This is a genomic window from Flavobacterium jumunjinense, from assembly GCF_021650975.2.
GTDB classification, from domain to species: domain Bacteria; phylum Bacteroidota; class Bacteroidia; order Flavobacteriales; family Flavobacteriaceae; genus Flavobacterium; species Flavobacterium jumunjinense.
In genome coordinates this window covers 3,825,582-3,838,389 of the sequence record NZ_CP091285.1, presented here as the reverse complement: position 1 = coordinate 3,838,389, position 12,808 = coordinate 3,825,582, and the positions used below count along the sequence as shown (strand labels likewise).

The 12,808-nt window shown below is 34.8% G+C and carries 10 protein-coding genes; 6 read left to right on the top strand and 4 right to left on the bottom strand.

Going from position 1 to position 12,808, the window contains the following annotated elements; genetic code table 11:
- Positions 1 to 37 precede the first annotated feature (37 nt).
- From L2Z92_RS17375 to dnaX, 4 genes are all read right to left on the bottom strand, one after another.
- Complete coding sequence (locus L2Z92_RS17375; RefSeq protein ID WP_236455854.1) at positions 38 to 874, bottom strand: hypothetical protein; 837 nt, start codon at positions 872 to 874, stop codon at positions 38 to 40.
- 26 nt (positions 875 to 900) lie between these two features.
- Entirely contained in the window at positions 901 to 1,470 is a 570-nt protein-coding gene (locus tag L2Z92_RS17370; RefSeq protein ID WP_236455852.1) for a hypothetical protein, read from the bottom strand.
- 93 nt (positions 1,471 to 1,563) lie between these two features.
- Entirely contained in the window at positions 1,564 to 2,073 is a 510-nt protein-coding gene (locus L2Z92_RS17365; RefSeq protein WP_236455850.1) for a DNA polymerase III subunit gamma/tau, read from the bottom strand.
- 140 nt (positions 2,074 to 2,213) lie between these two features.
- On the bottom strand, positions 2,214 to 3,299 hold the full coding sequence (dnaX, locus tag L2Z92_RS17360) for a DNA polymerase III subunit gamma/tau (RefSeq protein ID WP_236455848.1): 1,086 nt from the start codon (positions 3,297 to 3,299) through the stop codon (positions 2,214 to 2,216).
- Positions 3,300 to 3,387: 88 nt separating this feature from the next.
- Between dnaX and L2Z92_RS17355 the strand changes: the two genes are divergently transcribed.
- From L2Z92_RS17355 to L2Z92_RS17330, 6 genes are all read left to right on the top strand, one after another.
- Positions 3,388 to 4,182, top strand: a complete 795-nt coding sequence (locus tag L2Z92_RS17355; RefSeq protein ID WP_236455847.1) for a DUF3667 domain-containing protein — start codon at positions 3,388 to 3,390, stop codon at positions 4,180 to 4,182.
- Positions 4,183 to 4,326: 144 nt separating this feature from the next.
- Complete coding sequence (locus L2Z92_RS17350) at positions 4,327 to 6,594, top strand: tyrosinase family protein (RefSeq protein WP_236455846.1); 2,268 nt, start codon at positions 4,327 to 4,329, stop codon at positions 6,592 to 6,594.
- A 16-nt stretch (positions 6,595 to 6,610) separates the two neighbouring features.
- Positions 6,611 to 8,809 (top strand): LodA/GoxA family CTQ-dependent oxidase, encoded by a 2,199-nt coding sequence (locus L2Z92_RS17345; RefSeq protein WP_236455845.1) that lies wholly within the window; start codon positions 6,611 to 6,613, stop codon positions 8,807 to 8,809.
- Positions 8,810 to 9,092: 283 nt separating this feature from the next.
- Positions 9,093 to 9,536: a hypothetical protein gene (locus L2Z92_RS17340; RefSeq protein WP_236455844.1), complete on the top strand. Its 444-nt coding sequence runs from the start codon at positions 9,093 to 9,095 to the stop codon at positions 9,534 to 9,536.
- 23 nt (positions 9,537 to 9,559) lie between these two features.
- Positions 9,560 to 10,666, top strand: coding sequence for an NAD(P)/FAD-dependent oxidoreductase (locus tag L2Z92_RS17335; RefSeq protein WP_236455843.1), 1,107 nt, complete (start codon positions 9,560 to 9,562; stop codon positions 10,664 to 10,666).
- A gap of 11 nt (positions 10,667 to 10,677) precedes the next feature.
- A complete protein-coding gene (locus L2Z92_RS17330) occupies positions 10,678 to 12,288 on the top strand; it encodes a hypothetical protein (RefSeq protein WP_236455842.1) in 1,611 nt (536 codons plus the stop codon).
- The last annotated feature ends 520 nt before the right edge of the window (positions 12,289 to 12,808 follow it).

Genomic DNA, 12,808 nt, shown 5'->3' with positions numbered 1-12,808 from the left:
AATACTGTTTTTGATGTAGGTTATTCCATTCATTTAATTATTTCTCCTTTAGATATTCATAAAAATAAGACTTTTTTAGATATTCTTTAGCAATATCAATATTCTCAAAATCCGTATATAAATTAATCGTATAATCAATTTCGAATAATTTGAATTCGATGATTTTTTTAGATTTATCAAATTTTGCATTTTCTATGGCAGCATCAATCTCGGTTTTTAAGATATTTAAATCTGAAAAATTTTCACAAATTGTTTCAGCTAATTCTTCTTCATCCGTACCAGGGCTTACTGTAGCCCAATTGGGATACATATTCTTATAATCATATTCAAAAGCGCGCTCAATAAGTTTTGAAATTGCTTTATCATTTTGCCCTAAATCTTTCAATAAACGATGTTTCCAAAAAGCTAAATCTACTTTTTGATAAGTATAAGCGCTTAAAGAGGTCGTTTCAAATATAATTTCATTATCTGCTTTTTCGATGAATTCTAATGCTTTTTGAAATTCTTTATTTTTACCGTAATAACTTGCAATATGCATGGTAGCATGATAACGATAATTTTTAAATGGTTTCCCAATTTCATGATTTAAATCTCTATCGTTCAATCCTGATTTTATAATTTTATCATAATAAATTAAGAAATTTGGTTCGTCTTTTTTTTCAATATAATAAAAAAGAATATTACCAATAGTAGTTCCATAGGTAGAAGAATTTTTATCGGCTTTTTTTTCGATTTCCTTCCAAATTCTATACGCTTTGTCAACCTTTCCACCTTTATAGAATGCAATTCCTTCATCTATTTTTTTATCTAGGTACTCTTGATTATAACCTTTAAAAGAAATAATACAAACAAAAAGTAACAGTATATTTTTCATGTTCTTAAATTGTTTTGGTGTTAATTTTATATAATAGCGTTTCTCCATTTATACAATAATAAGCGTCTCTTATCGTCCATGTCATCCATTCTAATTTCTGAAATATCTTCTATTCTATACAATGCACTACCTTCATCTTCACCATTTTTTCCAATGCATTGTAATACAAAATCTTCAGTAGATAATTTTTTCACAAAACCAGTATAAAAATCACCACCATTAATTTCAAAACTTGCAATTTGGTCTTTCATAGTAATTAAATGTTTAAGGGTTTCAAATTGCCATTGATCTATAAATTCAATAGGAATATTCGTTTCTAAGGGTTTGTCTATTACATCAGAATATTGAATTAAGCATTCCATAACTTTCGTATAATCATCATTATAATCGATTGTTTTTACACTAGAAAGGTTTAAAATAACTTTTCCATCGGGTTTTCCGAATTTTGTAAATTGATTAAACACAATAAATTCATCGTTAAAATCAACTACATAACCAACTAGTGAACCTTTCTCTGCATTATATTGCCAAACGGATAGCAACTCTTTTGTTTCCTTAGATTTCTTTAATAATTGATGAAGAATACTTTCGCTCATGTTTTGAGAAAAATTAAAATTTTATAAATATAGTTTTAGAAGATGTGCTGATTTGTTTAGTAAATAGATAGCGTTTATAAAAATAGATTTATTTTACACATCCAAATCAAAAAGGCGTTGTAATAGTTCCAAACTTGGGTTAATACCTTTTAAGCGTTCATATTTTTCAATAGGAGTAAAGGCATATTTCGTTTCAGTAACTTCATTAACGATAACTTGTATCGTAATGTCATGATTGTGTAGTTTACCTCTTAAATAGCCTAATAATTCATTATAGCCCGATAAAAATTCCTCTTTTGTACTTTCGTTTGGTAGTTCTAAAGTAATGGTTGATCCATTCAAAACGGGATCGTTCATTTGCATATAGGTTGCCATTAATCGTTTGTTTTGTTTGGTCAAACGTTGGGCAAATTTATCCCAAACCAATCGCATTTCGGTTTCATTGAAAGCTTCTGTAGGTAATTTATCATGATGTTTAACATGACTCATTTGTTTGGCTTCCAGTTCTTTTTTTGCCTTAATGCTCGATAAAGAAAGTGCAGAAATCATATTTTTAGAACCAATTTCAGTCTTTAAATGCTGAATAATAGGTTCTGGTTTCACTTCAACAGGTGGTGGAACAGTTTTAGGTTGTTCTGCTACAACAGTTTCTTTGTTTTCTGTGAGTTTTGTATCTGTTTTAGGTGGGTCTTGTTTTACTTCTGTAATAGAGTAACTCCCATTTCTAAAATAGGTGGCAGGAATTATAAAGGACTTAGCTTTTTTTTTTCTCCATCAAGTGTGATAGAGGCCAATTGCATCAAACAAAGTTCTACTAAAAGTCGTTGGTTCTGACTGTTTTTGTATTTCAAGTCGGTGTCGTTTGCTAATTCAATTCCTCTCATTAAGAAATCTTGTGTGGCTTTTTTCGATTGTGCCGAATACAAACTTTGTGCATGTTCTCCTGCTTCTAATAAACTAAGTGTAACCGGATTTTGGCATACCATTAAATCTCTAAAGTGAGAAGCTAAACCAGCAACAAAATGATGTCCATCAAAACCTTTGGCTAAAATATCATTGTAAGCCATTAGTAAATCAGGAATTTTATTTTCAAGAAGTAAATCGGTAATTTTTATATAGTATTCAAAATCGAGAACATTTAAATTTTCAGTTACTGCTTGACGGGTTAAATTGTTTCCACAATAGGAAACCACACGATCAAAAATAGACAAAGCATCACGCATCGCACCATCTGCTTTTTGAGCAATAACATGCAACGCATCATCTTCAAAAGCAACGCCTTGTTCTTTGGCAATTTCTGCTAAATGCTCTTTAGCATCATTTACCGTAATTCTTTTAAAATCGAATATTTGACAACGCGAAAGAATCGTTGGGATAATTTTATGCTTCTCTGTTGTTGCTAAAATAAAAATAGCATGTTTTGGTGGTTCTTCTAATGTTTTTAGGAAAGCATTAAAAGCAGCCTGAGAAAGCATGTGTACCTCATCAATAATATACACCTTATATTTTCCAGTTTGTGGAGGTATTCGTACTTGGTCAATAATACTTCGAATATCATCCACTCCATTGTTGGAAGCAGCATCGAGTTCGAAAACATTAAAAGAGAAATCTTCTAAAGGATCATCATAGCCTTCCTGGTTGATTTTTCGAGCCAAGATACGCGCACATGTTGTTTTTCCAACACCTCTTGGTCCTGTAAATAATAAAGCTTGTGCTAGGTGATTGTTTTCAATGGCATTCAATAAAGTATTGGTAATCGCTTTTTGTCCCACAACATCTTTAAACGTTTGCGGACGGTATTTTCGAGCTGATACTATAAATTGTTCCATTGCAGTAATTGAAATACAAATATAAGGTACTATTTGTGATTATTCAAAAGTAAATTTAATTTATATTTGAAAAAAAATATTCAAAGGAATGGAGTTTAAAAATTATTCAAAGAAGTGTAAAAATTGTTTAAACGATTTGTCTAATAATCAAAAGTTTTGCTCGGAATGTGGTGGAAAAGTAATTACGAAAAGAATTACTTTTAAAAATTTATTTGAAGAAATTTTAGACAAGTTCTTTAATATTGACAACAAGTTTTATCAAACATTTACCAAGCTTTTTAAACAACCTCAAGAAGTTGTTGAAGGTTATATCGATGGAATGCGAACAAAATATTTTAATCCAATTCCTTATTTTGCCTTTTCACTTACTTTAGCTGGATTCTATTATTACTTAGTTCAAAAAGGAATAATAGATTACAGTGAGCTAATCAGTTTTTCTAATGGAAGTCAAGGTGAAATGGATCAAGAAATAACGCAAAAGGTTAATAAGTTTACGCTAGAATATTCAAACATTATAACCATCCTTTTTATTCCAGTTTATGTTTTGTTTTCTAAGATTCTATTTTCAAAATACAAAGACTATAACTGGGCAGAGCATTATGTAATTATTATTTATTTGTTTTCTCAGGCATCTATTTTTACTTCAATAGTAATATTACTCTCTATTTTCAATACGAAGTTGCTTTTAGTTACTACATCACTCTCTTTTGTTTTGCAATTTCTGTATTTTGCCTATGCATTTAAAAAGATTTTTGATTTGAATTTTAAAAAGATCTTTCTGCGTAGTGTATTGTTTTTTGTACTATTATTTATATTTATTCTTTTCATTGTTTTAATAGGTATAGGGATTGGATTTTATATGAAGAAGAATAATTTGGTATAAAAGGTTATTTATAGTAATAATTGAATCGTATAAACCATTAAATTTTAACTCGTTCGTTCCAAAACAGGTATTTCTACGTATAAACCAATCATTATTTATTTGTTATTTCGAAGTGTAAATTACAAACACTAAACAGCAAATAAAATGACTAGTAAAAAACCAGAAAAGTCTTTGTATGAGCAAGTAACTACCATTCTAAATACGCTTCAAGGAAAAACCATTCCAAGCTATCAAGGGTTACATGCTTTTTGGTTAAATCCAGATACTTTTTTAAAAGCTTCCTTATACGGACAACGATTAATTGCTCCAAAAGATGCGACTACAACACCTAATGATGAAATTAAAAGTTGTTGTGGTTCTCAAGAAAAGAGTGTACCGCAAGTAAAAAGTAGTAGTCCTGTAAAAACGGAAGGATGTTGTGGAACACAAGAGAAATCGGTTGCTCCGCTAGATACAAAACAAAGTATAACCACTTCGTCACAACTCACCACGAAAAATACAGTTACCGATTGTTGGCCTTCTGGAGGTTCTGGAGGTGGAAATCCAGACTATACTTCAGAGAAAAGAAGTGATCGATCAGGAATTATAATCGGTCTTAGAGGATTATCTCCTTTCGATGGAAACATTTTTCCTAAATTACTGTGGGATGCGGAATATGTGGCTACTGCCGAACAAATTCAAGTTATTGCCAATTGGATAGATGCCGATTGTCCTTTAACACTAGAAGAAGAAAAAATAAATAAATCAAGGTTACTCACCGTTGCGTCTACGAATTCTGTATTGTCGTTGGCTAGAGGAGAAATGCTCCATCAAACTTCTACGAATACAACAAATTCCGATCGTAGCGATGTGAAAGGATTAACCATTAGAAAAGAAATTAGTTCCTTATCGACTGAGGAACTAGCAACTTTTAGAGAAGCCATTAATTGTATGAATCAATACAATGATTATTGGCAAGATGATAGAAGTTTCGATTATTGGGCAAGAATACACACCAACTCTTGCCAGCACGGTTGGGAACAATTTTTGCCTTGGCACCGACTGTATCTTTATTTTTTCGAACAAAAACTACAAGATTATAACAAAGATATAGCATTGCCTTATTGGTCTTGGACCGATTATTCCGATGAAAACAAAACCTCTTTTAATAACTTACAATTCGATTTAGGAGTTTTGCCCGATGCCTATGGATGCTATTTGAATGCCAAAGGTTTTGCAAAGTTGAAAGACATGAAATCGGTAAATGGTTCTCCTTTACTGTCTACAAAAGAAATTACGGCATTAGCCAATATTACCAAAAAAGGAACCATTTATAATTCGGGTTTGCGTTTTCTAAAAGCAGCTAGTATTTCTTATGAAATTGCCAATCAAAACGGAATTGCTGTTTGGACAGAAAAAATAAATGCTATTTACACTGTGCTAAAAGAAGTGAATCCATTGTGGTTTCCGAACCGTTGGCCAGGTGCAATGAATCATACAACTGGAATATCTCAATATCCTACAAAAGATGATATTAAGTTAATTTTAGATGTGAATAGTTTTGAAGAGTTTGGAGGAGGTTCAGTCTACGATCATCACTATGGTGCTTTAGAGAAAGTGCACAACGGAATGCATAATTTTTCAGGAGGATCCAATCCAAATTATCCCGATAATAATCCAGAATGGGTAAAAATATACCAAGAATTAAATCTAACAACCAATCCTCAAAACATAGACAATCCTGTTTCAGGTTGGATGACCGATAATAGAACAACAGCTTTCGATCCTCTATTTTGGGGGCACCATTCTAATGTGGATAGAATTTGGACAAAATGGCAAGAGTTGCACAGCGGAACACCAGAAGAAATGGATGCTGTTATGGCTCCATGGACATTAACCGTAAAAGATGCTATGAGTGTTAAAAAACTAGGCTATACCTATATGAGAGATTCGGTATTTTATAAAGTATCCAATCAAGTTGGTTTAACCAAGTTTAATGCTGCACCTGCAACCGTTTCGCAAACAACATTAGATGCGCATCGTAAAGCAGAAATTGTTTTGCACCGCATACAAGTTGGAAACCTTCAAAATGCAACGATTAAAGTCTTCTTAAACACACCTAATGCTTCTATTGATACACCAACAGCTAACAATGACAATTTTGTAGAACAGTTCTCCACTTTTAGTGGTAGCTGCTATGGCGGACCAGGACATTGTAATTTGCCTTTAGATAACACGCGTACTTTTGATAGAAGACCATTAAACCATCATGAGCCTAGAAACTATAAAATAGATGCTACAGCAGCTGTACAAAGGGTACTGAAAAATGGCGACAAAAACATCACAATTCAGTTGGTTATCGTTGGAATTAATGGCAAACCAGCCGAAAATGCCGTTTATATAGAAGGTGTTTCACTAAACTTTATGGACTAAATAAAAACACAAACAAATGAGTACATCATATACAACATTCAAAATACACCCAAGTATCGGAATTGCAAGATTAGGTAATTCGGACCAATTCTACATTGCACCAGAACAACCTGGAACTTTGCCAATAGCATGCGATAATGCGGGGAAAGAGACTATAGATGAAAACGGAAACCCAGTAAGAGTTTCTAGTTTTAAAGAAGACAACGATTTATCAAAAATTAAAAAACAAGCTGCTCGCTTTAGAGTTTTTGCTTATGATGATGATAAAGACGAAAACGGAAAAGAAATAGTAGTAGGAGGCAAGTACAACTTCATCTATCAAACCGCAGTTTCGGCACCTCGCATAGTTGAAGGAACCGTAACCGATATCGATTGGACAGTGCACTTAGCAAACAAGAAAGCCTCTTGGTATGAATTTCAAGAAACCAACGGACAACACGGTTATGCACCCGATCATCCATTGCGCAATCCAGAAGTAAACCAACCCGACTTAAGAAGGCAATTAATCATAGATCCAGGACCCGTTACGGTTAACCTTAAAAACAATCAAGGAGCATTTGCAAAATTTGGATCAGAGAGTAAGAAAAACGACAATAGTAAAAACAAGAAAGTTGCCTATCCGCAAACCTTTCCACCAGCAGATATTCAACCGAATAGTATTGAAACCTTGGGGAGTTTAATGGTGAATGAACAAAACAAAAACATACGTTTATTGGTTTTAGGAGGCAACGGAAATTCGGGCTCTACCAAAACACCAGTCATTAAAAATTTTGTAAATAATGATGGTTGGTTCGACGACACTTCCGATGGTCCAGTAACCGCAAAAATAGAATACACATTCATCAATATTACCTACGATGGCGATAAGGAAATTAAAACAAAAACCAAAGCCACTATGGATGTTCAAATTCCAGCTTGGGTAGTAGTAGGATATCCTCGATATGCACCAGAAATGGAAGATATGATTACTATGGATGAAACCATGTATGATATTTTTGTTCGCAATTTCGCCTATAATCCGCAACTTTTTGGAGTACCTCCTTACGATATTGCTAGTAATAGCCCAAAAACAAAAGAAGAATTCGATATTTGGAAAAATGCTGCACGCTATAATCCAGACTATTATCCGAAATTCTTTAAAGACATTTGGCCAATGTTTAGAAGACCCTATGAGCAAACTACTTTCTCCATGGTTTTCGATCCAAGCGATGGTGGCGATCCGCATAATAGAGGAACAGGAGGAAACTTGAGCAAAGAAGCCCTTTCACAACCACCAACCAGCGAGGGTGATCCAAATTTCGGTTTAAGACAAAGGGTTATGGGCATCATGAGAAAAACAAGCCAAACTAACGACTATATGGTAGAAGGCAATAACAAATCGGCCAACAAGCCTCGTTTAATGCCTATGCTTTGTGGTAATAATCCAATAACCAATACGTCACCCGATAAGTTTTTATCCATGCGACCAACGCAATTGTTTTTCTTGCGACAATGGGCAGCAGGTAAATTTGTCAACGAATGCGAAGAATGGGGCGAAAGCAATACCAACTGTCCTAATCCTTGGGCATTACCACCAAAAACAGGAACAGCAATCGATAGAGGAGTACTGGGTAATGCAGTGGGTGGTGCTTTTTGTCCAGGAGCCGAAATGACTTGGATTATGAAAAACCCAGCCATTTATAGCGCACCCTATAGAATTAAACAGGCTAGTTATGTTCCAGGAAATTTGAGCATACCGCAACCCATAGCAGATAAAGATGGTAGCAATGCTCCAGACCTTCAAAAAGGGCTAGAACCGGGCGATTTAACCAAATACATTGGTGTGCCTTGGCAAGCCGATTTCCATGAGTGTACCGACCAAAATGTAAATGTTACTTACGAAAATTGGAATAACATCTATCCCGATTCTACAGGAGACCCAGTGCAACAACAAGTAGCCTATAATATACCTTGGTGGCCTGCCCACCGACCAATTGTGGTTAACGAAACACTGAATGGTTCGCAAGTATATTGGGCTTCTGGAATACCCGATAATAATGCGGGCGATTTGCAAATGGTGCAAGCATGGAAAGATTTAGGCTTTCTAATTGCCAGTGGAGAAGACAATGACCGACAATTCTATCAAATAGAAAGAAATAACGATGCTTTAGGAGCACCAGTACAACCCGGAAATAGAATATTAGATCAAAATACAACACGTTCAAAAAAGAAGTAAGCAGAAATATAAACTGGAGTTCAATTAGTATTAGAAGCACAAAAACACTTCTTCGGTAACCAAATAATCCCGCTATTCGCTCTATCTTTCATTGCGAAGCACAGAGCAATATAAAAAGGAAAGCATCCTTTCGCAATGAAAGGATGCCACTACTATCGGGGCTATAAAAGGAAAAAGTTTTTTTAAACAAAAATAGAACTCAGTCAATAAAGGTTTCGTTTAAAAACTGTCAAATGATATAACAGGAAATAGTATAAAATCTCAATACATAAACAAACAAATTATGAACACAACAAACAACGGAGTACCCGAAATTTTAACAGGCACATGGACCTACAGAAGTTTTTTAAGCAATCCCGATCTTTCAGCCGATTTTGACTCGTTAGAATTTGGTAGAGGTAACATAAAAATTAACGAAGGCCCAATGCAAACATTAGACGGATTAATTTACGGACCAGGTTGGGAACTAAAACTAAGCGGTTCAATAGGTTATGGTAACCCATTTACACTACAGTTTCAAGGAAAAGGAATAGTAGGAGGAGCCGAGTGGATCTATAACTATGTAGGCTATTATGTACCCAATTGGATGAACGGTGTCGATCAACGCCCAGCTATTGTCGGCACAATAGTAAGAGCCATTCCACACCCAACAGGTGCCAATGGAGAATCTACCGCACCAGCAGGAGTAGTGGCACAATGGATTGCCGTAAAACAAGACCAAGACTAAAAAGAACACTAAAAACACACTATATGTATGACGTAGTAATTATAGGAGCAGGAGTAGCAGGTTGTTCAACGGCTATTGCTTTAAAAAATCAAAATAAGCACCTCAAAATAGCCATTATTGAGCGTGGTTTCTATGAAAATATTACACGTCGCATTGGAGAAACATTGCCTCCCCAAGCTTCCAATCAATTTCAAAAATTGGGCATTTGGGAGGCTTTTTTGGCATGTAATTTCCTGTCTTCCTATGGTACATCTTCCGTTTGGGGATCGTCAGAATTATACACCAACGAGTATATTTATTCCCCTTTTGGCTATGGTTGGAACTTAGACCGTAGTGTTTTTGATCGTTTCATGATGAATGAAACCCAACAAAGAGGCGTCGATTTCTTTTTTAAAACAAGCTGTACTACTGCTTTAAAGTCACCATCACATTGGCAACTAACGTGTTTCGAAAACACCAATGAAAAACAAATTGCAGCTCGTTTTGTCGTTGATGCATCAGGAAAAAAAGCAGCTTTTACAAGTCTTCAAGGCATCTCTAAAATTACTAACGATACTCTAGTTGGTATTTATCGTTTTTACGATACAAATAACGAAGTGCTGTCTCTAAAAAAAGGTACTTTGGTTGAAACCGATGCTAACGGTTGGTGGTATAGCGCTACTTTACCCAACAATAAATTGGTTATTGGCTACATGACCGATGCCGATATTGCAACGAAATTAAACTTAAAATCGAAGGCTTCATTCGAAAACCTATTGAATACATCAGTCTACACTACAAAGCGTATTCCTAAGCATTTTTCCTATTCCGAAAACCAATTGGTGGCAGCACAAAGTCAGTATGTAACCAACTGTGTGGGCGAGGCTTGGTTGGCTGTTGGAGACGCAGCATCAAGTTACGATCCCATTTCGTCTATGGGAATCTATAAATCATTAGTAATGAGTCAATTTGCCACCTTTGCTATACTCGATTATTTAAAGAATGAAACATTAGGTTTAAGAAAATATGAATATATCGTGCAACAAGACTATACCCACTATGAAGCAAAAAAAGCAAAATACTACAGTCAAGAACAACGCTATCAAGAAAGCGCATTTTGGCAAAGAAGGCAAAAACAAAAACTAACATAAAACCATAAACAATGAACAACAAATTAAAAACCTACCGAAGAAAACCGAGTATAGCGAAAAACATTTTCTTTATACCCGTTTTAGTAGCATTATTCTTTTCTTGCGATAAAAAGGAAGGCCATAATGACTATGAAAAAGTGAAATCTCCTATCAAACTATCCGCTGAAATTCCGGTAGATGTAAATCCAGAATTGCAAGCCAAATTAAAAGAAGAGGGAGACATTTATCAATTAAATGAGGTGTTCAACGAATACAGTTGGCAAGCTTTTGTAGCTGTTTTTTGGCCCACCGATAAAAAAGGAAACCCAAAACCCAACTTTACCGACAAAGGGAAAGCCGCATGGTTGGGTTGGAAAGAAGCTTTTCAAGTGTACCGACAAGATGGAGGAGTGCCAGCACCTTGGGAAAGCAAAAGAGACGATGGTGGATTTATTAAATTTACCAATGAAATTGTGAATGATACTACGGCTCGTATTTTCTTATCTTCAGTAACACCAACAGGTAGAAAAAGAGCTAAAAATGTAGCCGACGAAACCGACCAAGCCTTTGCAGGAAAACTATACGATCAAAACGGAAATGTTGTAGTCTATGAAGTTTTAATGAACAAAGAAGAATATGACTATGTAGTTACCAATAAACTATACAACATTAATGGACAAATCGATTTTACTAAAAACGGAGCTATTGCCGATTTTCCAGCAGGCGATTATGAGAAAAATGCATTAGGAGCTGTTGAAATTAAATTTGCTTGGAAAATACTAGAAAAAGACGATCATAAAGAACGTTATTATCGCAATTGGGGTTACATAGAAGGCAAAGATGGAAAATTAATCAAAAAAGAACTAGGAATGATTGGTTTCCACATTAGTCAAAAAACACCAACAGGAAAACAATGGGTTTGGTCTACTTTTGAACAAATTGATAATTTAGATCAAAATGTAATGGAAAAAGACAAAAAAAAGAAAGTCATTCACCCTTCGTTAACCGATCCAAACTGCGAAATTTGCCCAGTAAATGTAGATGTATCTAACGGTACTACCTATACCCACAATACAGGCGTACATGGTGATTATTGGACCATTTCTGGCGATACAACCGATAAATATTTTGCCAATTCTGATGTTATGAAAACACAAGCCAAACGTATGATTGATATTCCTGTGCGAGTACAACAAATCAATCAGAAAATGCAAGCCTATTTTAAATCGCAAAATAGCGTGTTTCAATACTATCAACTAATAGATACACAATATCCTTTACACCAAAATATATCACCCGATTCTCATACCGAAGAAGGCTATAAATTACCAGGGTCTATCACTAATAAATCAGGAGGAGAACCAAACTTAGCCTATTTAACCAATATTACAATGGAAACCTTTTTCCAAGGAGGCAATCAATCGGCATCTAATTTTATGGAAGATAATCCTGCGAGCGATATTACTGTTTTTGGTACAGAAAGCTGCATTGGGTGTCACTCTAGTGCTACTATTTATACGGGCTATGATATAAAAACTAAAACCTTTACACAGAGCAATAATCAACTATCAGGCGATTTTAGCTGGCTACTTTCACAAAAAGCAGTATGGAATAAAAAAATACCAAAACCATGGGGTAAATAATTGGTTTAGAGTCTGAAGTTTTAAAGAGGTAGGGTTTTCATTAAACATTAATCATCAATCTTAGAGCCATAGGCTCGGTATATTATAAACCAAAATCCACAATCTTGTCATCCTGAAAGGATCCCATTTGCTGCTCCACATTTCGGAGTTTCTAATGCGACCCTTAACAGGGTGACAATTTTGGGTTAAATTGGAACGAATCTTTATTATACCAACGGATTAAAATCACGTTGCTACAAAATGGGTCGTTCCTATGGAACTCACCCGTTTAGAAAATCTGCAAAAATCTGCAAAATCAGCGTGCCTATTTAGCCCCAAACAATATCATTAACAATCAACCATTAATAATTAACCATCAATTTCAGAGCCGTAGGCTCGATATATATGTAGGGCAGGGTTTCAACCCTGCCATTACAACGAAGCACGAGAAAATAGAGCCGTAGGTTCGGTATATTATAAACCCAAACCAAATCCACAATATTGTCATCCTGAAAGAATCCCATTTGCTGTTCCATATTGT

Coding starts and splice junctions, on each gene's coding strand:
- L2Z92_RS17375 (WP_236455854.1), bottom strand. CDS start 874: ATGAAAAATATACTGTTACTTTTTGTTTGTATTATTTCTTTTAAAGGT.
- L2Z92_RS17330 (WP_236455842.1), top strand. CDS start 10,678: ATGAACAACAAATTAAAAACCTACCGAAGAAAACCGAGTATAGCGAAA.
- dnaX (WP_236455848.1), bottom strand. CDS start 3,299: ATGGAACAATTTATAGTATCAGCTCGAAAATACCGTCCGCAAACGTTT.
- L2Z92_RS17345 (WP_236455845.1), top strand. CDS start 6,611: ATGAGTACATCATATACAACATTCAAAATACACCCAAGTATCGGAATT.
- L2Z92_RS17335 (WP_236455843.1), top strand. CDS start 9,560: ATGTATGACGTAGTAATTATAGGAGCAGGAGTAGCAGGTTGTTCAACG.
- L2Z92_RS17355 (WP_236455847.1), top strand. CDS start 3,388: ATGGAGTTTAAAAATTATTCAAAGAAGTGTAAAAATTGTTTAAACGAT.
- L2Z92_RS17370 (WP_236455852.1), bottom strand. CDS start 1,470: ATGAGCGAAAGTATTCTTCATCAATTATTAAAGAAATCTAAGGAAACA.
- L2Z92_RS17350 (WP_236455846.1), top strand. CDS start 4,327: ATGACTAGTAAAAAACCAGAAAAGTCTTTGTATGAGCAAGTAACTACC.
- L2Z92_RS17340 (WP_236455844.1), top strand. CDS start 9,093: ATGAACACAACAAACAACGGAGTACCCGAAATTTTAACAGGCACATGG.